14 protein-coding genes and 2 pseudogenes are annotated in these 23012 nt (G+C 71.0%); 11 read left to right on the forward strand and 5 right to left on the reverse strand.

Translation table 11 applies throughout. From position 1 onward, the window contains the following. The first annotated feature begins 41 nt into the window (after positions 1 to 41). Entirely contained in the window at positions 42 to 2159 is a 2118-nt protein-coding gene (locus ACZ7BZ_RS36830) for a beta-galactosidase (protein ID WP_470362171.1), read from the forward strand. A 172-nt stretch (positions 2160 to 2331) separates the two neighbouring features. Here the strand turns inward: ACZ7BZ_RS36830 and ACZ7BZ_RS36835 are convergent, their stop codons facing one another. Next, a complete protein-coding gene (locus ACZ7BZ_RS36835; RefSeq protein ID WP_470362172.1) occupies positions 2332 to 3753 on the reverse strand; it encodes a non-reducing end alpha-L-arabinofuranosidase family hydrolase in 1422 nt (473 codons plus the stop codon). A 356-nt stretch (positions 3754 to 4109) separates the two neighbouring features. Further along, a complete protein-coding gene (locus tag ACZ7BZ_RS36840) occupies positions 4110 to 6341 on the reverse strand; it encodes an alpha-L-fucosidase (RefSeq protein WP_470362173.1) in 2232 nt (743 codons plus the stop codon). A gap of 352 nt (positions 6342 to 6693) precedes the next feature. On the opposite strand from ACZ7BZ_RS36840, the gene ACZ7BZ_RS36845 reads away from it, so the two are divergent. The 5 genes from ACZ7BZ_RS36845 to ACZ7BZ_RS36865 all read left to right on the forward strand — a co-directional run bounded on the left by ACZ7BZ_RS36845 (position 6694) and on the right by ACZ7BZ_RS36865 (position 12725). Further along, entirely contained in the window at positions 6694 to 7758 is a 1065-nt protein-coding gene (locus tag ACZ7BZ_RS36845) for a sugar ABC transporter substrate-binding protein (protein ID WP_470362174.1), read from the forward strand. 47 nt (positions 7759 to 7805) lie between these two features. Further along, complete coding sequence (locus tag ACZ7BZ_RS36850) at positions 7806 to 9371, forward strand: sugar ABC transporter ATP-binding protein (RefSeq protein WP_470362175.1); 1566 nt, start codon at positions 7806 to 7808, stop codon at positions 9369 to 9371. Beyond that, on the forward strand, positions 9364 to 10404 hold the full coding sequence (locus ACZ7BZ_RS36855) for an ABC transporter permease (protein ID WP_470362176.1): 1041 nt from the start codon (positions 9364 to 9366) through the stop codon (positions 10402 to 10404). The genes ACZ7BZ_RS36850 and ACZ7BZ_RS36855 overlap by 8 nt, the downstream gene beginning before the upstream one ends. A 92-nt stretch (positions 10405 to 10496) precedes the next feature. Next, positions 10497 to 11822, forward strand: coding sequence for an L-fuconate dehydratase (locus ACZ7BZ_RS36860; protein WP_470362177.1), 1326 nt, complete (start codon positions 10497 to 10499; stop codon positions 11820 to 11822). A gap of 195 nt (positions 11823 to 12017) precedes the next feature. After that, positions 12018 to 12725 carry a FadR/GntR family transcriptional regulator gene (locus ACZ7BZ_RS36865; protein ID WP_470362178.1) on the forward strand — a complete coding sequence of 236 codons (708 nt, stop codon included), beginning with the start codon at positions 12018 to 12020 and terminating at the stop codon, positions 12723 to 12725. Positions 12726 to 12777: 52 nt separating this feature from the next. Here ACZ7BZ_RS36865 and ACZ7BZ_RS36870 read toward each other — a convergent pair whose 3' ends face one another. Then, positions 12778 to 13560 (reverse strand): helix-turn-helix transcriptional regulator, encoded by a 783-nt coding sequence (locus ACZ7BZ_RS36870; protein ID WP_470362179.1) that lies wholly within the window; start codon positions 13558 to 13560, stop codon positions 12778 to 12780. A 144-nt stretch (positions 13561 to 13704) separates the two neighbouring features. Here ACZ7BZ_RS36870 and ACZ7BZ_RS36875 point away from each other — a divergent pair, with 144 nt between their 5' ends. The 5 genes and pseudogenes from ACZ7BZ_RS36875 (at position 13705) to ACZ7BZ_RS36895 (ending at position 20154) form a co-directional block, all read left to right on the forward strand. Continuing rightward, complete coding sequence (locus ACZ7BZ_RS36875; RefSeq protein ID WP_470362180.1) at positions 13705 to 14520, forward strand: phytanoyl-CoA dioxygenase family protein; 816 nt, start codon at positions 13705 to 13707, stop codon at positions 14518 to 14520. Next, positions 14517 to 14837 carry a hypothetical protein gene (locus ACZ7BZ_RS36880; RefSeq protein WP_470362181.1) on the forward strand — a complete coding sequence of 107 codons (321 nt, stop codon included), beginning with the start codon at positions 14517 to 14519 and terminating at the stop codon, positions 14835 to 14837. The genes ACZ7BZ_RS36875 and ACZ7BZ_RS36880 overlap by 4 nt, the downstream gene beginning before the upstream one ends. A 127-nt stretch (positions 14838 to 14964) precedes the next feature. Further along, positions 14965 to 17103, forward strand: a complete 2139-nt coding sequence (locus ACZ7BZ_RS36885) for an alpha-galactosidase (protein ID WP_470362182.1) — start codon at positions 14965 to 14967, stop codon at positions 17101 to 17103. 364 nt (positions 17104 to 17467) lie between these two features. Further along, on the forward strand, positions 17468 to 18895 hold the full coding sequence (locus ACZ7BZ_RS36890) for a GH1 family beta-glucosidase (protein ID WP_470362183.1): 1428 nt from the start codon (positions 17468 to 17470) through the stop codon (positions 18893 to 18895). 172 nt (positions 18896 to 19067) lie between these two features. Next, a pseudogene (locus tag ACZ7BZ_RS36895) lies at positions 19068 to 20154 on the forward strand (DUF4037 domain-containing protein). A 159-nt stretch (positions 20155 to 20313) separates the two neighbouring features. Here the strand turns inward: ACZ7BZ_RS36895 and ACZ7BZ_RS36900 are convergent. Continuing rightward, complete coding sequence (locus ACZ7BZ_RS36900; protein WP_470362184.1) at positions 20314 to 22308, reverse strand: glycoside hydrolase family 31 protein; 1995 nt, start codon at positions 22306 to 22308, stop codon at positions 20314 to 20316. 439 nt (positions 22309 to 22747) lie between these two features. Further along, positions 22748 to 23012, reverse strand: a pseudogene (locus ACZ7BZ_RS36905) (alpha-xylosidase); the annotation flags it as partial.

Below are 23012 nucleotides of genomic sequence, written 5' to 3' on the forward strand. Positions count from 1 at the left end.
CCCCCGGCAGCCGGGGCTCCTCCACGCCCAGAGGTGCACCCGTGTTCCCGCTGCCCCCGCGCGTCCTGTTCGGCGCCGCCTACTACCACGAGTACCAGCCGTACGAGCGGCTCAAGGAAGACCTCGACCTGATGGCCGGGGCGAAGTTCACCGTCATCCGGGTCGGCGAGTCGGTCTGGTCCACGTGGGAGCCGGAGAACGGCCGCTTCGACCTCGACTGGCTCACCCCCGTCCTCGACGGCGCCCACGAGCGCGGCATCGCCGTCGTCCTCGGCACCCCGACCTACGCCGTACCGCCGTGGCTGGCCCGGCAGTACCCCGAGATCGCCGGCGAACGGGAGACGGGCCGGCCCATGGGCTGGGGCGCCCGCCAGGAGGCCGACTTCTCCCACCCCACGTTCCGCCACCACGCCGAACGCGTCACCCGGGCGATCCTCGACCGCCACGCCGCGCACCCGGCCGTCATCGGCTTCCAGGTCGACAACGAGCCGGGCCTGCGCCTGCCCCTCAACGAGGGCGTCTTCCAGCGCTTCGTCGACCACCTGCGCCACACCTACGGCGACGTGGAGACCCTCAACCGGGAGTGGGGCCTGGTCTACTGGTCGCACCGGCTCTCCACCTGGGCCGACCTCTGGCGGCCCGACGGGAACCAGCAGCCGCAGTACGACGTCGCCTGGCGGGCGTTCCAGGCCCGCCAGACCACCGAGTTCGTCGCCTGGCAGGCCGCGATCGCCCGCGAGTACGCCCGCCCCGACCAGTTCGTCACCACCTGCCTCGCGTACAACCACCCCGCGATGGAGGACGACGAGATCACCGACGCCCTGGACGTCACCGCGGGCAACCCGTACTACGACATGCAGGACGCCCTCACCCTGCCCGACCCCACGCCCGACGACCACGAGCAGTGGTGGAAGACCACCGGCGTGTGGGCGCTGTACCAGAGCGCCGACCGGATCTTCTCCTCCCGCCAGGAGCCCTTCCTGGTCACCGAGACCAACGCCCAGGCCATCAGCGGCACTTCGGAGAACCACCCGGCCTTCGACGGCCAGTGGCGCCAGGCCGCCTGGGCGCTCGTCTCACGCGGCGCGCGGATGATCGAGTACTGGCACTGGCACACCCTGCACTTCGGCGCCGAGACGTACTGGGGCGGGATCCTGCCGCACAGTGGCAAGCCCGGCCGGGCCTACGCCGAACTCTCCCGGCTCGGAGCCGAGTTCGAGACCGCCGGGCCGCTGGTCGCCGGGATCGAGCCGGACGCCGACATCGCGATGGTCTACTCGATGCCCAGCAAGTGGCTGATGCAGAAGTACCCGCCGCTGGCGAAGCCGAACGGCGACCCGGACCCGACCTCGTACCACCGCATCTTCGACCCCTTCTACCGCGGCGCCTTCGAGGCCGGCCGCCAGGTGCGCATCCTGCACGCGCGCCAGCTGCACGACGCCCGGGGCGAGCGTGAGGGCCTGGCGCCCGAGGAGGCCGCGCGACGCCACCCCGTGCTGGTCGTCCCCGGGCTCTACCTCGCCGAGGACTCCCTGCTCGACTGGCTCGCGGCCTACGCCGAGGCCGGCGGCCACCTCGTCCTCGGCCCCCGTACCGGCTACGCCGACCACGAGGCCCGCGCCCGCCACGAGACCGCCCCGCCACGCCTCACGGCCGCTGCGGGCGTCCGGTACGACGAGTTCAGCAACCTGACCGCGGACCTCCCGGTGCGCTCCGCCCCCGGCAGTCCGCTGGACCTGCCGGCGGGCGCCGTCGCGACCCGCTGGGTCGAGGGCCTCACGGCCGCCGACGCCACGGTGCTGGCCGGCTACGAGCACCCCCACTTCGGCCGCTGGCCCGCCGTCACCACCCGCCGCCACGGCGACGGCCGGGTGACCGCCGTCGGCACCGTGCCCGGCCGCGACCTCGCCCGGGAGCTCGCCGCCTGGCTGGCCCCGTCCGCCGTCGGCCCCTGGCGCGACCTGCCCGCCTCCGTGACCGCGACGACCGGGACCTCCCCGGACGGACGCCGCGTCCACGTGGTCCACAACTGGAGCTGGCAGCCCGCCGACGTCCCGGCCCCCGTGGCCCTGACCGACGTCCTGAACGGCACAGCCGTCGCGGCCGGCGAGCCGCTCTCCCTCGGCGCCTGGGACGTACGGGTGTTGGTCGCGAACTGAACGCGGAGGCGGCGGCGGAGCCCTGCCCGGATGATCTCGCCCTGCAGACGCAACACAACGAGCACCTGCTCGGCGGCGTCCAAAAGGACGAGGAACCCCGGCCGCCGCCGCGGCCGGGGTTCCTCAAGGCGTCAGGTACCGGAGCGGTTCTCCGGTGGAGCGGACGGGAGGGTCAGCGCTGCAGGGTGAGCACGCCCGGCCGGTACGGCAGTTGGATGTAGGAGGTGCCGTCCGAGTTGGGGTTCCTGCCCTGGTAGAGGAGCTGCAGGTTGCAGGGGTCGACGGTCATGGTCTGGTCGGGGTTGTTACGGACCAGGTCACCGTGGCTGATGTCGTTGGTCCAGGTGGCACCGCTGTTGGCCAGGCCGGCGAAGGGGTTGCTCGCGGTGGCGGCCTGCGGGGTCCAGGAGCCGTTCAGGCTGGTGGCGGTGAAGGAGCGGAAGTAGCGGTGCTCGTTCGCGTCCCGGGCCTCGACGATCATGAGGTACTGGTTCTGACCCTGGACCTTGTAGACCTGGGGCGCCTCGAACAGGTTCTGCACCGTGTCGCTCATGACCGTGGTGTACGAGGAGCCGAAATTGCCGGGGAAGTTCCCGATCGGCATGCTCGCCCGGTAGATGCTGCCGTTGTCACCGGCGAAGAACAGGTACATGTTCTGGCCGTCGGCGATCAGGGTCGGGTCGATCGGGCCTCCGGTGGGGAGGCTGCCGGTGAACAGCGCCTGCGGCGCCGACCAGCCGTTGGGGTTGGTGGGGTCGCTGGACGTGCGGTAGGTGAAGGGCCAGGCGGTGCCCCACCCCAGTGAGGCCAGTACCCAGGTGTTCTTGGGCGCGAAGTAGAACAGCTGGGGCGCCACCGCGGACGAGGACATGACGGTCTGGGGGGCCGAGGCCATGTCCGACCAGTTGGTGAAGGGAGCGAATCCCATCGACTTCCACGACGTTCCGTCGGAGTAGGTCGCGTAGACCAGGTGCTTGCCGTTGTAGACCACGTCGGTGAAGTCCTTCAGCGCGGCTCCCCCGTTCACCGGCTCCGCCAGCGGACCGGTCGAGGTCCACCGGTACGTCGACGGGAGAGCACACGTGGTACCCGTCCCGGACAGGCCGGTCCACTGCTGGTTGCCGGCGCCGCTGCAGTTCCAGAGCTGCACCGCCGTGCCGTTGGCCGTACCGGCGCCCGACACGTCCAGGCACAGCCCGGACTCCACGCCGACCACCGTGCCGTCGGCGTTCACCCGCCACTGCTGGTTCGCGGCGCCGGTGCAGGACCAGATCTCCACCCGGGTGCCGGCCGTGGTGGCGTGGCCCGGAACGTCCAGGCACTTGTTGCCGTACACGGTCAGCTGGTTGGCGGACGTCACCGTCCACTGCTGGTTGGTCCCGCCCGAGCAGTCCCAGATCTGCAGGAGCGTGCCGTCGGTCTGGCCGGCGTTCGGCACGTCGAGGCACCGGCCGGAACCCACACCGCGCAGGGCGCCGCTGGTGGCCGCCTGAGCGGGGCCCGCGACGAGCATCGCCGCCAATGCTGCCACGGTGGCGACCATGGCCGTCAGCACCACAGACGCCGGTCTGCGGCGGGAACCTTGTCGGTTCATCGAGATCTCCCTTGTGAACGGGTGGAGCTGCCGCACAGCCGCCATCGGCCTGCCGAACGTGACTGGGGCATGGGGGACTTCCGGGAGGCCGGAATGTTAGCGCTAACAATCTTGCCCCTATGGCGACTGCTGCGCGATGGCCATCATCGTTGGCCCACCGGGGTTTTGCGTCAAGATTTCTGTCACGTAAAAAGTGATCGATCACAAGAACTTCACGGATGCGCGCCCGGCCGCCCCGACGGTGGGCGGCCACGCCGGCGGACGAGCGGGTGGGGGAACGGCGTGGACGGTCTCGGTGAGGCCGTCCACGCCGTTGCCTCCGGCGGCCGGGCTCCGGCCCAGGTCTGCGGCCGGCCTTACAGGGCCGTGAAGGTCCACAGCGGGTTGGCGCTGCTGTTGTAGGTCCACTGCTTGGTGACGGAGCCCGACGCGGCGCTGCCGCCCCCGTCGAGCGCCAGACCGGTGGTGCGGTTGGCGATCGAGTAGCCGTTGCCGCTCCGGCGAATGATCCTCCACTGCTGGTCGGTGCCGCCGTTCCACGGTGCCTGCCGGGCCGCGGAGCCGTCGGCGGTGGCGCCCCAGCCGTCGACGACCATGCCGTTGGTGCGGTTGACCAGCTTGTAGTAGCCGCCGCCCACGTCGACCGCCTGCCACTGGAGGTTGGTGCCGGTGGTCGGGGCCCATTGCTTGAGGTCGGCTCCGGAGTCGACGTCGCCGCCGCTGTCCAGGGCGAGGCCGTCGGTGGCGTTGGTGAGCTGGAAGTACGTCGACGGGTCGAACCGGACCTTCAGCGAGGCGATCCGGTCGTCGTTGCCGGTGGCCCTGAGGTCGGGGGTGTCGGCGGTGAAGGTCCAGGCGGTGCCGGTGAAGTCGTCTCCCGAGTAGCCGATGACCTGGTAGCCGGGAAACGTACGGATGGAGGAGATGGTGCGTACGCCCACACCGGCCGCGGTCAGGTCGGCCGCCGTGTACTCGCCCACGTTCAGCGCCGCGGAGGCGCCGGTGTAGCCGACGTCCGTGAAGGCGGCGACGCCGACGGGCGGCAGCACGTCCGGGACGGTGCCCGAGAAGGAGAGCTTCAGGACGTACGCACTGGCACTGTACGGCGCGGAGGAGGGCAGGGTGACCGTGAGACCGGAGGAGCTCTGCACCGGTGCGGGCAGGTCGATGGTGGTTCCGGAGGTGGAACCGAGCAGCTTGACCGAGGTCAGCGACGAGACGTCGATCCGGCCGGAGCCGAGGGTCTTGATCGTGAGTGAACCACCGGGCCAGCCCAGCACGGTGGCGTACAGGACGCTGCCGTCCTTGTTGCGGGTGAAGCGGATGTCCTGGGGGGTGCCGGCCGTCGGATCGGTGAAGGAGCCGCCGCCCATCTTCGTCGGGCCCTCGCCGTAGACCGTCCAGGCGCGGGTCGAGTAGATCGACTCGCCGAAGCGCTTCAAGTGGTCGCCGATGCCGAGCAGGACGTCCTTCTGCGCCTGGGGGATGGTGCCGTCGGCCGTCGGCGCGATGTTCAGCAGGACGGTGCCGTTCTTGCTGACCCGGTCGATGAACGAGTGCAGCATCTGCTGGATGCCGTAGTAGCCGATGCCCTGCGTGTAGCACCAGCTGCTGTCGGAGATGCTGTCGTCGGTCAGCCAGTACGGGGTGGTGAGGTCCGCCGGGCCGCCTCGCTCGTAGTCGAAGACCTGGCCCTTGTTGTCGAAGCCGTCCTTGTAGGTGGCGACGACCTCGCGGCCCCAGGAATCGGCCTGGTTGTAGTAGTAGGACAGGAAGTCGAGGCGCCGCGTCTCGTCGACCGACTTCAAGTCGAAGTCCTGCCAGAGGACGTCCGGCCGGGAGCGGTCGAGGACCTCCTTCAACTTGTCGTACCAGAGCTGGTTCGCCTGCGGCCTGTCCAACTGCCCGTAGAGCTTCCTGAGGCTCGGATCCGACTGCACGGGGGCGTTCTCGAAGAAGCCGTTGTAGTTGTACGCGTGGTGCATGGCCACCAGCAGCTTGAGGTTCTTGGCGCGGATCGCCGTGGCGAAGAGCGCCAGCAGGTCCAGCTTCGGGCCCTTGGCGACCGAGTTCCACTCGTTGACCTGGCTGTCCCACATGGAGAAGCCGTCGTGGTGCTCGGCGACCGGTCCGGCGAACTCGGCGCCGGCGTCGGCGAACAGCTGCGCCCACTCGTCGGGGTCGAAGTTCCCGCCCTCCGACTTCAGCTTCGGCGCGAACTGCACGGTGTTGCCCGCGCGGTCCTTCGCCCCGTCGATGAAGTTGTGGTAGGGCCAGGCCGATGGCTGGCCGTATGTCGCGATGTGGTGCTGGTTGGCCGCGCTTCCGGCCTGGTACATGTTCCGCGGGTACCACTCGTTCTCGTACGCGGGAACGCTGAACACCCCCCAGTGGAAGTAGATCCCGAACTTCGCGTCCTGGAACCACTCCGGAGCCGGCGGGTGCTGGTCGACCGAGCTCCAGTCGGGCGTGTAGGTGCTCGGTGCCGCCTGTGCGTCGTCGGCCACGGGGCCGCCGTCGGCGACGGCCTCCGCGGCCACGCCCGCGGTCGAGGACAGAAACTGACGTGTGTGCGGCGAACTCGGCATGAGGAAATCCCTGGGCTGGGGGAGACGGAGGAGATGGTCCGGACGGCGGGGGCGTGCGACGCGCACGCCCCTGGCACGCCGGAGGCCACGCACGAAGCTCGTCCATGTGACGGCCTGATGTCAACGGGCATGCAGGATGAAAACGATCCCAGATTGATGGGACTTCTCCGTCCCCCGCCCATCCACCATCGGTCGAACAGGCCCTTCATCCAGCAATCTTGCGCGATGCCTGGACAGCACCCCAGAGCGCCGCCTATACATACATCCCATCTCTCCGGTGCGGCGGGCACGCCGGCAACTGCCGCCCGGTACAACTCTCTCCCGCTCAAGGGACCAGCGTGAGGAAGTACCGATGAGACTCAGGACCGCACTCTGCTCCACCGCCTCGGCCCTGTCCGCCCTGGCACTGCTCAGCGCCTGCGGCAGCGACTCGGGCACCGGCACCGCTTCGGGCAACGCACCGCTGGTCGGCGTCGACTACCCGCGCTCCGACACCGACTTCTGGAACTCGTACATCAAGTACACGCCCGGATACGCCGGACAGCTCGGCCTGTCGCTCAAGACGACGAACTCGCAGAACGACGTCGCCAAGCTGACCGCCAACGCGCAGACCTTCATCAGCCAGGGCGTGAAGGGCATCGCGATGGCACCGCAGGACACCGCCGCCATCGCGCCGACGCTGGCGCAGTTGGAGGCGAAGAAGATCCCCGTCGTCACCATCGACACCCGCCCCGACAACGGAAACGTGTTCATGGTGGTACGGGCCGACAACCGCGCCTACGGCGAGAAGGCCTGCCAGTACCTCGGCACGAAGCTGGGCGGCGAGGGCAAGGTCGTCATGCTGGAGGGCGGCCTGGACTCCATCAACGGCCGGGACCGCACCGAGGCGTTCAACGACTGCATGAAGAAGAACTACCCCGGCATCAAGGTGTTCGGCGAGGCCACCAACTGGGACGGCGCGGTCGCCGCGCAGAAACTCCAGACCGACCTGACCGCCAACCCCGACATCAAGGGGGTCTACATGGAGTCCAGCTTCGCCCTGGCCGGCACCCTCCAGGTCCTCAAGCAGAAGGGCCTGCTGGTCGACCCGGCGGACACGAAGCACGTCTTCGTCGTGTCCAACGACGGCATCCCCGAGGAGCTCAAGTCCATCGCGGCGGGCAAGATCGACGCCACCGTCTCCCAGCCGGCCGACCTGTACGCCAAGTACGCCCTGTACTACCTGCAGGCGGCGATCGGCGGGAAGACGTTCGCAGCGGGCAAGACCGACCACGACAGCACCATCGTCCAGGTCCGTCCCGGCCTGCTGGAGGACCAGCTCCCCGCTCCCCTGGTCACCGTCGACGGCGGCACCTACGGAGGCGTGCCCAGCGTCAAGAGCGACGACACCTCCCTGTGGGGCAACAACCTGGGCTGACCTGCCCGACCAGGCACCCAACGGCTAACGATGACAAGGCGGTTGTGATGAGCGACGGGGAACCGGCAGCCAGCCCCGGACCCGCCCCGGCGGACGACGGACGGTCCCAGGCGGGTCCGCCCGTCGTCGAGGCGACGGGCATAGTCAAGCGATTCGGTCCGACGGTGGCCCTCGACGGCGCCCGGATCACCATCAGGCCCGGCGAGACCCACGCGCTCGTCGGCCGCAACGGGGCCGGCAAGTCGACGCTCGTCTCGGTCCTCACCGGTCTGCAGGCCCCCGACGAGGGAACGGTCCTCTTCGGCGGCGCCCCCGCGCCACGGCCGGCGGACCGCGACGCCTGGCGACAGCGCGTGGCCTGCGTCTACCAGAAGTCCACGATCATCCCCACCCTGACCGTGGCCGAGAACCTGTTCCTGAACCGGCAGGGCCGCGGCCGCGGCCGGCTCATCAGCTGGCAGGCCGTTCGCCGGCAGGCGCAGGAGCTACTGGCGGCGTGGTCCGTCGACGTCGACCCGCAGACCTCGGCCGGCGATCTGAGCGTGGAGCAGCGGCAGTTCGTGGAGATCGCCAGGGCGCTGTCCTTCGGCGCCCGGTTCATCATCCTCGACGAGCCGACCGCCCAGCTCGACGGAGCGGCCATCACCCGCCTCTTCGAGCGCATCCGCGACCTGCAGCGGCAGGGCGTGACCTTCCTGTTCATCAGCCACCACCTCCAGGAGGTCTACGACATCTGCGACATGGTGACGGTGTTCCGCGACGCCCGGCACATCGTGACCGCTCCGGTCGCGGAACTCCCCCGCACCGAGCTGGTCGGCGCGATGACCGGCGAGGCGGCGGTCGACCGGCTGCAGGTGCGGGAGAGCAACCTCGACCGCACCACCACGCCGGCGCTCTCCGTGCAGGCGCTGGGCAGCGGTGCCACCTACGGTGACGTCACTTTCGAGGTGGGCGCCGGGGAGATCGTCGGGCTCGCGGGTGCCGCCGGCAGCGGTCGTACCGAGGTCGCCGAGACCGTGGTGGGGCTGCGGGCGGCCCGGGTGGGCGAGGTGGCGATCGCCGGACGGCGGCCCCGGCCCGGCAGCGTTCCCGCTGCCCTCGCCGCGGGTGCCGGGTTCGTCCCGCAGGACCGGCACCACCAGGGATTCGTGCCCGACATGTCGATCGCCGACAACGCCACACTGTCCGTTCCGCACCGGATCGGCAGGAACGGATTCCTCAGCCGTGGCCGACGGGACCGGCTCGCCGGCGACATGATCGAGAAGCTCGCGATCAAGACACCAGGACCGGAGCTGCCCGTCTCCGCGCTCTCGGGCGGCAATCAGCAGAAGGTCGTCATGGCCCGGGCACTGGCGGACGACCCCCGCCTGCTGGTGCTGATCAACCCGACCGCGGGCGTGGACGTGCGCTCCAAGGAGTTCCTGCTCGGCAAGGTCGAGGAAACGGCCCGGACCGGGACGGGAGTGCTCATCGCCTCCGACGAGCTCGACGACCTCCGCATGTGCGACCGGGTCCTGGTGATGTTCCAGGGCCGGGTGACCTCAGAGATGGCCCGCGGCTGGCACGACCACGAGCTCGTGGCCGCGATGGAAGGAGTGGACCTCGATGCCTGAAACCGTCCTCGCGGACACGGCCGGCAAGGCCGCGGAGCCCAAGCCCCCGCGCACGGCGCTGCTCGGCGGCCGGATACCCCTGGCACGGCTGCGGGACCTCGCCCTCGTCCCCGCGATCGTCGTCATCGCGATCGTCGGCCAGATCGTCAACCCCGTCTTCCTGCAGGCCGACAACCTCATCAACGTCCTGCAGACCATGTCCGAGATGGCCCTGCTGGTCCTCGCCCAGGCGATGATCCTCATCGTCAAGAAGATGGACCTGTCCCTGGAGTCCACGATGGGCCTCGCGCCGGGCGTGGCGGCCTGGCTGGTCGTCCCCGCCGGCGCGGGACACGGGCTCGGCCTGCTCCCCGGTGCCTGGGCGATCCCTGTCACCCTCGCCGTGGGCGTGCTCGTCGGCGTGATCAACTCCCTGATGATCATCCGCTTCGGCCTCAACGGCTTCATCGTCACCCTCGGCATGCTCATCGTCCTGCGCGGCATCCTCACCGGCATCTCCGGTGGGCAGACCTTCTTCCAGCTGCCGGACTCGATGCTCTACCTCGGCACCGCCGAGTGGTTCGGGGTGCCCGCCTCCATCTGGACGTGCCTGGTCCTGTTCGCGATCGCGATCGTGGTGCTCGGCTGGACCGACTTCGGCCGCTCGCTCTACGCCGTCGGCGGCAACGCCGACGCGGCGAAGGCGGCCGGCATCCGTACCGGCCGGGTGTTGTGGACCGTGATCGTGACGGGCAGCGTGCTCGCCTCCCTCGCCGGCCTGATGCTGTCCGGGCGCCTGGCCTCGGTCGCCTCCGCGCAGGGCAACGGCTACATCTTCACCGTCTTCGCCGCCGCCGTCATCGGCGGGATCAGCCTGAACGGCGGCAGGGGGACCATGTTCGGCGCGTTCTGCGGCATCCTCCTGCTCTTCATGATCCAGAACGTGCTCACACTGGCGGGCGTCCCCGCACAGTGGATCGGTGCTCTCAACGGCCTGATCATCCTGATCGCCCTCGCCATCTCCCGCATCACCGGCGGCAAGGTCCAGGAGTGACCCGGGCGGCCGCCGCCCGCCGCCGGTCCTCCGCCGCGTTCACGTCCCGTCCCGGGGGGATCGCCCCCGTGTTCCTCACAGGAGTCACCGCCATGCCATCGCCCGTGCCCGCGTCCGCCCGCATCACCGCCCTGGACGTCCTGGACGTACGGTTCCCCACCTCCGAACACCTCGACGGCTCGGACGCCATGAATCCGGAGCCCGACTACTCCGCCGCCTACGTGGTGCTGCGCACCGACGCCGGCGACGGACTGGAGGGCCACGCCCTCGCCTTCACCACCGGACGCGGCAACGACGTACAGGCCGCCGCCATCGCCGCCCTCGCCCCGCACGTCGTCGGCCTGTCCGTCGAGGACGTCTGCGGCGACCTCGGTGCCTTCTCCCGCTCGCTCGTGCACGATCCGCAGCTGCGCTGGCTGGGCCCGGAGAAGGGCGCCATCCACATGGCCACCGGAGCCGTCGTCAACGCCGCCTGGGACCTCGCCGCCAAACGCGCGGGCCGGCCCGTCTGGCGGTTCCTCGGCGAGATGTCCCCCGAGGAGCTGGTCGCCCAGGTCGACTTCCGCTGGCTCAGCGACGCGCTCACCCCCGAGGAGGCCCTGCAGATCCTGCGCCGTGCCGAACCGGGCCGCCAGGAGCGCACCGCCCGTCTCCTGGAGCAGGGCTACCCCGCTTACACCACCACGCCCGGCTGGCTCGGCTACTCCGACGAGAAGCTGGCCCGCCTGGCCCGTGAGGCCGTCGCCGACGGCTTCACCCAGATCAAGCTGAAGGTCGGCGCGTCCCTGGAGGACGACGTGCGGCGCATGCGGGTCGCCCGCGACGCGGTCGGCCCGGACATCCGCATCGCCGTCGACGCCAACCAGCGATGGGACGTGGCACCCGCGATCGACTGGATGCGTGCCCTCGCCCCCTACGACCCGTACTGGATCGAGGAACCCACCTCCCCCGACGACATCCTCGGCCACGCCGCCGTCCGCGAGGCCGTCGGCCCCATCAAGGTCGCCACCGGCGAGCACGTCGCCAACCGGGTCGTCTTCAAGCAGCTGTTGCAGGCCGGTGCGGTGGACATCGTGCAGATCGACTCCGCCCGGGTCGGCGGCGTCAACGAGAACCTGGCGATCCTGCTGCTGGCCGCGAAGTTCGGGGTGCCGGTCTGCCCGCACGCCGGAGGTGTGGGGCTGTGCGAGATGGTCCAGCACCTGTCGATGTTCGACTACGTCGCCGTCTCCGGCACCACCGAGGACCGGGTCATCGAGTACGTCGACCACCTGCACGAGCACTTCGTCGACCCCGTCCGCATCTCCGACGGGCGCTACCTCGCGCCGGCCCGGCCCGGGCTGAGCGCACAGATGCACCCGGGCTCGCTCAAGGAGTACACCTACCCCGACGGCCCGGTCTGGACGGCCCGTGCCTGAGGCGCGGGTCCTCGTCGACGCGCGTCACCACGCGCGGGGCACGCGCGAGCCGCGCACGGCCGCGACCGCGACAGGCCGGCACAGCCTTCCCAGTATCATCAACGTCACCCTCGGCAGGCGGACCGACGATCTCCGTGCCGAGGAACCCATCAGGTCGGACGTGCCTGTCCGCGACAGGCACGGAAGGAGTGCGCGGTGTCTCTGACGGACAAGGCCATCGCGCAGATCCGGGAACTGATCCGCAGCGGAGCGCTGCCACCGGGCTCGAAGCTCCCGCCGGAGGCGGAGCTGGCCGCCCAGCTCGGCCTCTCCCGCAACCTGGCCCGGGAGGCCGTGAAGGCACTGGCCGTCGCCCGGGTCCTGGAAGTCCGGCGGGGCGACGGAACCTACGTGACCAGCCTCCAGCCGAGCCTGCTCCTGGAGGGGCTCGGCGGTGCGGTGGAGCTGCTGCAGGGCGATTCCGCCGCCGTGCAGGACCTCATCGAGGTGCGGCGGCTCCTGGAACCGGTCGCCACCGCACTGGCCGCCACCCGGATCTCCGACGAACAGCTGGCCGAGGTGGAACGGCACCTGGAGGCCATGCGCGACGCCCATGACGACGTGGAGCGGCTCAACGCCCATGATGCCGCGTTCCACCGCGCCGTCATCTCGGCCACGGGCAACGAGACCCTGGTCACGATCCTGGAGGGCATCTCCGGGCGTACGCTGCGCGCCCGCACCTGGCGCGGTCTGGTCGACACCCAGGCCTCGGAACGGACCATCGCCGAGCACGAGGCGATCTTCCGGGCGCTGTCGATCCGCGACGCCTCCCTCAGCCAGGCCGCTGCGTTGATGCACGTCAGCAACACCTCGCTGTGGCTGAGCGAACACCTGCGTTCGGGAGAAGCCCTTCCCTGGACATGAGGGCCGAAGGGCGAGGAGGGCAGCGCCGCCCCCGACGCGCGGTCCGCCGTGCCTACGGGACGGGACGGGCGGCACGGAGGCCGCGCGGGGACGCCCCGAGTTCACGACGGCAGGTCTTGTTGAACGCCTGGAGGTCGGGAATGCCGACCGAGGCGGCGACGGTGGGGATGGAGAGCGTGGTGGCGCGCAGGAAGTGCCGTGCCCGCTCCATCCGCCGGGCCCGGATGTAGCCGACCACCGTCTGCCCCGTGGCAACCCGGAACAGCCGCGTCAGGTGGTTGTGGGAGACGCCGACCGTCTGCGCGATCTCCGGCACCGTCAGGGGCTCGGTCAGCCGCGCCTCGATCAGGGCCGCTGCAGCCGCCACCGCGGGGTGGACGGCCTGCGCGCTCCGCCCCTGGGGTGGGGCGAGCCGGGCGATCCGCCACAGGGCACCCCACACTTCGGCGACCGCTCGGGACGGCGTGTGCGGCCAGGCGGCCAACGCCTGCTGCAGCTGCACGGTGAGGAAACCCAGTTCCGGACCGGCCTGCTGGATCACCGGGATGCTTCTGGCCGCTCCCCCCGTGCCGAGGCGGAGGTGGACGTAGAGGTGTTCGGAGCGGCCCCGGTAGCGGTAGCGGACTTCGGTCCCGGGCGGTACGAGGCTGACCCGGCCGGGGCGGATCGCGTGCTCGGTGCCGTCGACCGTCAAGTCGGCTTCGTAGCCGTACAGATGGAGCTGCCAGAGGTCCGGCAGCGAGAACACGTCATCGTGGCCGGCCGACCCGTGCACGCCGATGCCGACGGCGGCGAGTTGCGGAGGCTCGTCGAGATGGGCGGTGACCGTGTGCATGATCCCGTGTTCTACCACGGCGTCCACGACCCGATCCAGGGTCGTGAACCTCGGTTCACCGCGGGGCGGCATGGTGAGAATCGACCACAACAGGGTGAACCAGGCCCACGCGGCGAGGCTCCGGGCAGGCCTAGCGTGGCCGCCATGGAGAAGAGTCAGGAGCTGCTCAGCTCGGTACAGATGGCGCGCTTCGTCGCGCACGGATCGCTGCGGCTGGACGCGGTGGTCCCGGCGGAGCTGAACACCGAGGGCCTGGGGGTGCTGGCCGACGACGTGCCCCCGGTGCCGTACGGGACACCGCTGCCCGCGGCCTACCCCGAGGGATCGTTCGTCCGCAGGCTGCTCGAACTGCCGCGGGTCGCAGGCGCGCTGCACAGCCTGGTGGGCCCGGAGCCGTGGGTGGACCACCACTTCGTGCACACGCGCGAACCCCACGGCGGCGAGGCCCAGGCGCTGCACGGGGACGCCATCATCGACGTCCGGCCGGACGCCTTCGACGTGCAGCTGATGTACTACCCGCAGGCGGTGACGCTGGAGATGGGCGGCACCCTCAGCGTGCCGGGCAGCCATCTGCGCCGGACCAACGAGTCGGACACCGGCCGGTACCAGAACCTGCGCGGCCAGGACCGGCTGGTCTGCCCTGCCGGAACGGTGGTGTTTCTGCACCACGGCCTCTGGCACGGGGGCCGGCGCAACGACAGCGACACACTGCGCTACATGTTCAAGATCCGCTTCAATCCGACGGTGCGCCAGCAACGGCTGTGGGACACCTCGGACCTCCACGATCCGGAGGTGGAAGCCGAGTTGGGCGCGATGTTCCCGTGGTACGAGGGGGCGACCGGCCGCCTGGAGCTGTACAACCGCATCCTGCTCTGGCGGGCGCTGACCGGCGACGACAGCTACGACCTCGACCACTGGGTGACCAGGGTCTCCAACCGCCCCCGGGGGAAGGCGTCATGACGAACCACACGACCACCACGACCACCACGACCACCACGGCCCGGCAGCAGGTCCTGGTGCTCTACCTGTCCAACTCCGCACTGGACTCCCCCGTCGTCGGCTGGGCGAGGTACGACGGAACCGGCCGCACCTCCCCCACCACCGGCGACAGCGACGAGCCGCCGTACGGGACCGGAGTGGCAGCGCTCCGGGACGGCTGGCGCCTCTTCCAGGCCGCGCAGCTGATCCCGCCGTACCCGGGGCACGAGTACGATGTCTCCTTCCTCAAGCACGAGTTCTTCTTCGAACGGATCGTCGACACCCCGGCAGCGGAGTGACCATGACGCCCCTTCGGGCCACAGTGACAGGTGCCGCCCCCGTGTCCCCCGGCTACCGCACGGCCGAGGGTTGCGATCCGGCTCACGTCGTGCACTGGACCAGGACCATCCCCTGAACGAGGACGAAATGACTGAGGCGAATCTCGTCGTGCTGTCGGCCGGTGACGCGGCCCTCACTCTCGACACCACCGGACCGGAACTGCCCCGGGTACTGCACTGGGGCGCCGATCCCGGCTTCCGCGCCGGCGACGCCGCGCAGGTCCTCGACGCCATGGGCCGCACCCAGCGCCACCAGGCCGGGAGCCTGATGCCCTCCCAGGGGCAGGGCTCGGGCTGGTTCGGACGCCCGACCCTGGCCGGGCACCGCGACGGCCGGGTCCGCCCCCCGCGCTTCGAGCTCGCCGAACCGGCCGCCGTACGCGCCGAGGACGGCCGGGGCGGCACCGTCGACGTGCGGGCCCAGGACCCCGGCGCGGGGCTCGCGCTGCACACCGAACTGCAGATGACCGAGCAGGGCGTGGTGCGGCTGCGCCACACCCTGACCAACACGGCGGCGGACACCTACACCCTGGAGGTGCTGGCGTGCGTCCTCCCGGTGCCCGCCCACGCCGCGGAACTGCTGGACTTCACGGGCCGCTGGGCCCGTGAGCGCTCCCCGCAGCGATCCCCGCTGCGGCACGGCGTGTGGTCGAGGGAGAGCCGCCGCGGCCGCACCGGCTTCGACGCCGGACTGCTGATCGCCGGCACCGCGGGCTTCGGCTTCCGGCACGGCGATGTCTGGGGCGTGCACCCCGCCTGGAGCGGCAACCACGTCCAGTACGCGGAGCGCCTCGCCGACGGGACGACCGTCCTCGGCGGCGGCGAACTGCTGGCCGCGGGCGAGATCCGGCTGACGGAGGGCGAGTCGTACCGGACCCCGTGGGTGTACTTCGCGACCTCCGGCACGGGCCTGGACGGGATCAGCCGCGGCTTCCACGACCTGCTCCGCAGCCGCCCCCAGCACCCGAACACCGCCCGGCCCGTCACCATGAACATCTGGGAGGCCGTCTACTTCGACCACGACCCCGAACGGGTACGCACCATCGCGGACACCGCGGCGAGGGTCGGCGTGGAGCGGTTCGTCGTGGACGACGGCTGGTTCCGCCACCGCCGCCACGACCGCGCCGGACTCGGCGACTGGTACGTCGACGAGAAGGTGTGGCCCGACGGGCTGCGCCCGCTCGCCGACCACGTCCACGGGCTCGGCATGCAGTTCGGCCTCTGGTTCGAACCCGAGATGGTCAACCCCGACTCCGACCTCGCCCGCGCCCACCCCGACTGGCTCCTCGCCGACCCCGAACGCCTCCCGTACGAGCAGCGCACCCAGCACGTCCTGGACGTCGCGCACCCCGACGCCCACGCCTACCTGCTGGAGCGGATCAGCACCCTCGTCGGGGAGGTGGGCATCGACTACATCAAGTGGGACCACAACCGCGACCTCGCCGACGCCGTCCACGACAGCCGCCCCGGCGTGCACGCCCAGACGACGGCGGTCTACCGGCTCCTGGACGAACTGCGCGGCCGCCACCCCGGGCTGGAGATCGAGTCCTGCTCCTCCGGCGGAGCCCGCGCCGACCTCGGCATCCTCGAACGCACCGACCGGATCTGGGGATCGGACAACATCGACCCGATCGAACGTCAGGCCATCCAGCGCTGGACCGGCCTGCTCCTGCCCTACGAGCTGATCGGCTCCCACGTCGGCTCCTCCCCCGCCCACATCAGCCACCGCGCCACCACCCTCGCCTTCCGCTGCGCCACCGCCCTGTTCGGCCACGCCGGCATCGAAGCCGACATCTCCGGCTGGCCGCAGGAGGACCTGACCGCGCTCGCCGCGTGGATCGACGCCTACAAGCAGCTGCGGCCGCTGCTCCACCGCGGCGACGTCGTCCGCACCGACCACCCCGACCCGGCCGCCTGGGTCCACGGCGTCGTCTCACGGGACCGCGCCCACGCCGTCTTCGCGTACGTCCAACTGGAGACCTCCGCCATCGAGAACGGCGCACTCGTACGCCTTCCGGGCCTGGAGCCCGAGACCCGCTACGCCGTGCGCGTGCGCCCCGAGCTCTCCTCCCCCGAACACACCTGGCCCGCCTGGGCCCGGCGTACGGCCGCGCTCACCCTGACCGGCCGGTACCTGACCCAGGTCGGCCTGGCCGCCCCGGGCCTGACCCTCTGCCCCGGCCAGGCGCTGGTCGTCGAGGCGCAGGCACAGCCGTCGGCCGCGTAGGAGTGATCCTCCGCCCCGGCTGCAGGAGCAGGACCCCTACAGCCGGGGCGGAAGTGTGCCGAGGGCCCGGCTGAGTTCCGGTCCACGCCTTCTCCAGCAAGTCAGTTGTGCGGCAGGCCTCTTGACGCACCGCCACCGTTTCCTTAGGTTGAACCAGGCGTCGAAGCGCTTCGATCGACTCACCCGACCGGCATCCACCGCATCGAGCCGCTCACGAAGCGCCGGGGCGAGGCGCGCCGACGGTGGAGGAACACCCGGGCACCAGCCGTCCCGACAGGCCCGCTCGCCCCCGACCGGCCCCCGCGCCGGCGTCTCTCGGCCGGTCGGCCCCCTGTCCACCACTCTTCTCGGGAGCACACCCGCCATGACCACGGTCCCGTCCGACCACCGCCTCGCCCGACGCCCGTTCCCGACGGGCTTCGCGTGGGGCGCAGCGACCGCCGCCTACCAGATCGAGGGCGCCACCACCGAGGGCGGCCGCACCCCCTCGATCTGGGACACGTTCAGCCACACCCCCGGCAAGACCGAGAACGGCGACACCGGCGACACGGCGGTGGACCACTACCACCGCTTCCGCGAAGACGTCCGGATCATGGCCGACCTCGGCCTCACCTCCTACCGCTTCTCCATCGCCTGGCCCCGCGTCCAACCGACCGGACACGGCCCCCTGTCCGACCACGGCCTCGACTTCTACCGCGCTCTCACCGACGAACTGCTGGAGCACGGCATCACCCCCGCTGCCACGCTCTACCACTGGGACCTCCCCCAGGAACTCGAGGACGCGGGCGGCTGGCCCGCTCGCGACACCGCGTACCGCTTCGCCGAGTACGCCGCTCTGACCGCCGAGGCCCTCGGCGACCGGGTGTCCACCTGGATCACCCTCAACGAGCCCTGGTGCAGCGCCTTCATGGGGTATGCCGCCGGCGCCCACGCCCCCGGCCGCACCGACCCGGCGGACGCTCTGCGCGCCGCGCACCACCTCAACCTCGGCCACGGCCTCGCCGTCGGCGCACTGCGCGCCGCACTGCCCGCCGACGCCCGAATCTCCGTCTCGCTCAACCTGCACGCCGTACGACCGCTCACCGACAGCCCGCAGGACGCGGAGGCGGCCGGCCGGATCGATGCCGTCGGCAACCGGATCTTCACCAGCCCGATGCTCAAGGGCCGCTACGACGACGACCTCCTCAAAGACACCGCCCACCTGGTCGACTGGGACGCCCTGGTCCACGACGGCGACCTCGCCGAAATCTCCCGTCCGATCGACCTGCTCGGCCTCAACTACTACGCCCCGACCGTCGTCTCCTCCCCCGCCGAGGGCCGGCGCCTCCCGCGCGAGGACGGACACGGTACCGGCTCGCACTCGGTGTGGCCGGGGGCCGAGGACGTCGCCTTCCACCGCGCCAACGAGAACGTGACCGCGATGGGCTGGCCGATCGACCCGACCGGCCTGTCCGACACCCTCACCGCCCTGCACCGCGAGTTCGGCCTGCCCCTGCTCGTCACCGAGAACGGCGCCGCCTTCGACGACACCGTCGCCCCCGACGGCAGCGTCCACGACCCCGAGCGCACCGCCTACCTCCGCGGCCACCTCGACGCCGTCGCCGACGCCATCGCCGCCGGCGCGGACGTCCGCGGCTACTACCTCTGGTCCCTCCTCGACAACTTCGAGTGGGGCTACGGCTACAGCAAGCGCTTCGGCATCGTCCACATCGACTACGTCACCCAGAAGCGCACCCCGAAGTCCAGCGCCCGCTGGTACTCCGAGGTCATCCGCCGCGGCGGACTGGACTAGGGTCTGCATGCGAAAGTGGATCTTGAATTGCGATGATCACGGTGTGGCACGAGGGGATCTGCTGACGGTTCGCTACGAGGCAACGGTGCTGGTCGCCGCCATCAACGAGTGGCGGTGGCCGGCTTCGTGAAAATCGGTGGTTGACGGATGCGAGGTGAGCAAGAGTGACCGGGTGACGACATCCGATGCCGAATTCCTCCCCGGGCTCGCACTGTCACGCCTCCTCTACGAGGAGGCGGTCGGGCCGATCCTGGAACAGACGCATCCGGGGTTACCGCATGCTGCCGGGCGCGGGATCGGAGGTCTTGGGGTTCGACACGCCCCGGTCAACCGACCACGACTGGGGCCCTCGACTGCTGATCTTCCTCACCGTCAAGGACGCGGCTGCGCACGGTACGCGGATCCACCGCGTGCTGGCCGAGCGGCTGCCCAAGCACGTGCGGGGCCGCCCCACGCACTTCCGGCAGGCCAATGACCGGGTCGGCCACATGCACGCCACCGATGGCCCGGTGAACCATCGGGTGCTGACCCTGGACACCCGTTCGTGGTTGACCGGGCAACTCGGCGTCGATCCGACCGGCGCCGAACTCACTGTCCGCGACTGGCTGGCGATGCCGCAGCAGTGCCTTGCCGAGGTCACTGCCGGTGAGGTGTTCCACGACGGTCTCGGCACGCTCAGCGCGGCCCGGCAGCGACTTGCCTGGTACCCGGACCAGGTGTGGCGGTATCTCTTGACCTGCCAATGGCAGCGGATCTTCCAGGAAGAGGCTTTCGTGGGACGCTGCGCGGAAGTCGGTGATGCGATCGGGTCAGCCGTCGTGGCCGCACGCCTCGTCCGAGACCTCATGCGGCTGTGCCTGCTCCTGGAGCGACGCTACGCGCCCTACGGCAAATGGTTGGGGAGCGCGTTCAGGCAACTGCCGGTGGCCGAGAAGCTGACGCCGTCCCTCCGGGGAGCCTTGGCTGCAACGGGGTACCGGCAGCGAGCCACGCATCTGTGCAACGCCTACGAGGTCGTGGCCACGCTGCACAACGAGACCGGCCTGACCGAACCCCTGGCCACAGCCTGCCGACGCTACCACGGTCGCCCGTACCGAGTGTTGTTCGCCGAACGATTCGCGAACGCGGTGGCGGAGACGGTCACGGACACGTACCTACGCGACCTGCCACGGATCGGAAACGTCGACCAGTGGGCGGACAGCACAGATCTCCTGGGCTCGCAGGAGCTGCGACACGCCGTGATCGATGCTCTTCCCTGACACACCTTCGCCGGCACTTTCGAAACACGCCATGGGTACTGACCACGGTGTACCGACCACGGAGGGCGGTCGACAGGGGGATCACGGCGGACCGCAGTCAGCCGCGGTCCGCCCCGCGTCCACGCGTTCCGACGGGAAGCGCGACCGCTCCTTCCGCCGTCAGGCCTCGGAGGCTGTCAGCCGGGCCAGGACGTCGGCGCCTTCCCGGACGAAGACCGGGATGCGCTCCAGCGGGGCCTCGACGTCGAACGTCGTTCCGCCCTCCAGAACACCGCCGGTGGCCGGGTGGCGCCAACGGGTGCCGGACGGCAGGTACACCCGGCGGGCCCGGACGCCCGCCTCGTACACGGGTGCCACCAGCAGGTCGGGGCCGAGCAGGAACTGGTCGTCCACCTCCCAGGCGCGCTCGTCCTCGGGGAAGTCGAAGAACAGCGGACGCATGGGCGGGGCGCCGGTGCGGTGGGCGTCCTCGGACAGGGCGTGCAGGTACGGGCGCAGGCGCTCGCGCAGCAGGAGGTGGTCGCGGAGGATGCCGTACGCCTCCTCCCCGTACGACCAGACCTCGTTCGGCCCGCCGGTCATGTCCGTGGCGAAGGCCGGGTAGTTGGGTGCGCGGTCCCCGTGCAGCCGCATGACCGGGCTGAACGTGCCGTACTGGAACCACCGGATCAGCAGCTCACGGTACGCCGGGTCGTCCGGGTCACCGCCGAAGAAGCCGCCGATGTCGGTGTTCCACCAGGGGATGCCGCTCATCGCGACGTTCAGCCCCGCCCTGATCTGGCGCCCGAGGGAGTCGAAGGTCGTGGGGATGTCACCGGACCACAGCAGGGCCCCGTAGCGCTGGCTGCCCGCCCACACCGAGCGGACCAGCGACAGCGGGCGGTCCTCGCCCACCGCGCGCAGACCCTCGGCCACCGCACGGACGTGCTCCAGCGGGTAGAGGTTCGCGGCCTCGGCGGCCGGCCCGGCCGCATAGACGGCGCGGTCGGCGATGCCCGGGGGCACGTCGGGTTCGCAGGCGTCCAACCAGAAGCACGCCACCCCCAGCGAGCGGTAGTTGTCGTTCAGCCGCCGCCACAGTTCGGCGCGGGCTCCGGGGTGGGTGGCGTCGTAGTACGCCATCGGGCGGATCAGCGCCTGCCCGCCGTGCCGGGACGGCCACGGGAAGGTCAGCAGGCCGCCACCCGCGTCCCGTACGAGGTGCCCGGCCGAGCGGAGCCCGTCGTACGCGTCGCTTCCGGGCTCGACAGTGGGCCACACCGAGACGGCGAGCTTCGCTCCGAGTTCCGACAACTCCTCGACCATGGCGGCGGGGTCGGGCCACCCGCTCTCCTCGAAGCGCCAGTCGCCCATCCTCGGCCAGTGGAAGAAGTCGCAGACGATCACGGACAGCGGAAGTCCGCGTTCCTTGTACTCCCGGGCCACGGCGAGGAGTTCGTCCTGGGTGCGGTAGCGCAGTTTCGACTGCCAGAAGCCCGACGCCCATTCGGGCAGCAGGGGCGGACGGCCGGTGGCCAGGGTGTATGCGTCCAGGATCCGGGCCGGGGTGTCACCGGCGGTGATCCAGTAGTCGATGCGCCCGCCGCCGTCGGCCGTCCACCGGGTGGTGTCGGCGCCCAGTTCGACGCGGCCGGTGGCGGGGTTGTTCCAGAGCAGTCCGTAGCCGCGCGAGGAGTGCAGGAAGGGGACGGCCGCCACGGTGTTGGCCTGGACGAGGTCGATCACACAGCCCTTCTGGTCCAGGCGTCCGTGCAGGTGCTGCCCCAGGCCGTGCAGCCGTTCGCCGTCGTAGGCCTGGAAGGACTGTTCCGTCCGGCCGCCCGCCGCGTGGACGCGGGATCCGGCGTGATGGCTGTGCGGGCTCCGCTCGGCGAGGAGTTCGCGGCCCGATACGGCGTGACGGAACCTCAGTCGGCCGTCCGCCGAGGCCTCGACGGCGATGCGGCCGTTGACCAGGCGGGCACAGCCGTCGTCCGAGACGGAGACTTCGGCCTGCGGGCGTGACGCGGGGGCCTCCAGCGCGCCGGGGGCGGCGGGATCGATCGTCCCGGACGCGGCGCGCACCCGGACGGCGTCCGGTCCCCAGGGCTCGATGCGGAGGACCTCGGCGGCGGTGTGCCGTTCCAGGCCTTCCCCGCGGATGCTGTAGGACATGGGTGGTTCCTCTGTTCACGTGGCGGGTGGATGCGACCGGACGCCCGGTTGCCGGTGCCCGTGGTCGTCGTCGCCATCCCAGCGCCCGGAGCCCGGCGACGGCGTCGGCGAGCATCCGGCGGCAGAAGGCGAGGTGGTCCCCGCCGTGACCGCGCGGGGCGCACTCGACGACGAGCAGAGACCATTGCCTCCGTCCCGAGGATGCCCCGCTCGTAGTGCGGAACCGGTGCGTCGGACGACGGGACGGCGGGGCTGCCGTCGTCCAGCCGGGCGCGGTAGGCGGTGTCGAACCAGCCGTCGGTCAGCTCGCGTACCAGTCGGCCCCCGGCGCCGGCCGAGTCGCGGAGCAGGGCGTCGAGTTCGCCGGGCGTCAGGCGGCGTTCGGTGCGGCTCTCCACGGGTGCTTCCGGCTGCGGGGCGGGTATGGGCTGGCCGGTTGTCAGGCCGGGTAGGGCAGTTCGGCTTCCCGGGTGCCGGCCGGGTGGACGTGCAGGGCGCCGTCCGGGCCGCCGGTCCGCAGCTGCCAGGGGTACGGGCTGTCGGTGGTCACCCGGAGCCGGTCACCAGTGCGGCGCACCTGGAAGCGGGCGCTCTCGCCGGGGCCGTCGGAGTGCGGGATCACCACCGTGGTCTCGGCGCCGTCGGCGAAGGCGTGCACGCGCAGTTCGACGCCCTCGGCCCAGGCCGAGACCGGGCGCTGGTCG

The organism is Kitasatospora sp. NPDC036934 (genome assembly GCF_055608425.1).

Bases quoted from the DNA above. Each gene is read 5' to 3' on its own strand.
- ACZ7BZ_RS36850 (WP_470362175.1), top strand. From the start codon at position 7,806: ATGAGCGACGGGGAACCGGCAGCCAGCCCCGGACCCGCCCCGGCGGAC.
- ACZ7BZ_RS36855 (WP_470362176.1), top strand. From the start codon at position 9,364: ATGCCTGAAACCGTCCTCGCGGACACGGCCGGCAAGGCCGCGGAGCCC.
- ACZ7BZ_RS36900 (WP_470362184.1), bottom strand. From the start codon at position 22,308: ATGTCCTACAGCATCCGCGGGGAAGGCCTGGAACGGCACACCGCCGCC.
- ACZ7BZ_RS36835 (WP_470362172.1), bottom strand. From the start codon at position 3,753: ATGAACCGACAAGGTTCCCGCCGCAGACCGGCGTCTGTGGTGCTGACG.
- ACZ7BZ_RS36875 (WP_470362180.1), top strand. From the start codon at position 13,705: ATGGAGAAGAGTCAGGAGCTGCTCAGCTCGGTACAGATGGCGCGCTTC.
- ACZ7BZ_RS36885 (WP_470362182.1), top strand. From the start codon at position 14,965: ATGACTGAGGCGAATCTCGTCGTGCTGTCGGCCGGTGACGCGGCCCTC.
- ACZ7BZ_RS36870 (WP_470362179.1), bottom strand. From the start codon at position 13,560: ATGCACACGGTCACCGCCCATCTCGACGAGCCTCCGCAACTCGCCGCC.
- ACZ7BZ_RS36845 (WP_470362174.1), top strand. From the start codon at position 6,694: ATGAGACTCAGGACCGCACTCTGCTCCACCGCCTCGGCCCTGTCCGCC.
- ACZ7BZ_RS36890 (WP_470362183.1), top strand. From the start codon at position 17,468: ATGACCACGGTCCCGTCCGACCACCGCCTCGCCCGACGCCCGTTCCCG.
- ACZ7BZ_RS36880 (WP_470362181.1), top strand. From the start codon at position 14,517: ATGACGAACCACACGACCACCACGACCACCACGACCACCACGGCCCGG.
- ACZ7BZ_RS36860 (WP_470362177.1), top strand. From the start codon at position 10,497: ATGCCATCGCCCGTGCCCGCGTCCGCCCGCATCACCGCCCTGGACGTC.
- ACZ7BZ_RS36840 (WP_470362173.1), bottom strand. From the start codon at position 6,341: ATGCCGAGTTCGCCGCACACACGTCAGTTTCTGTCCTCGACCGCGGGC.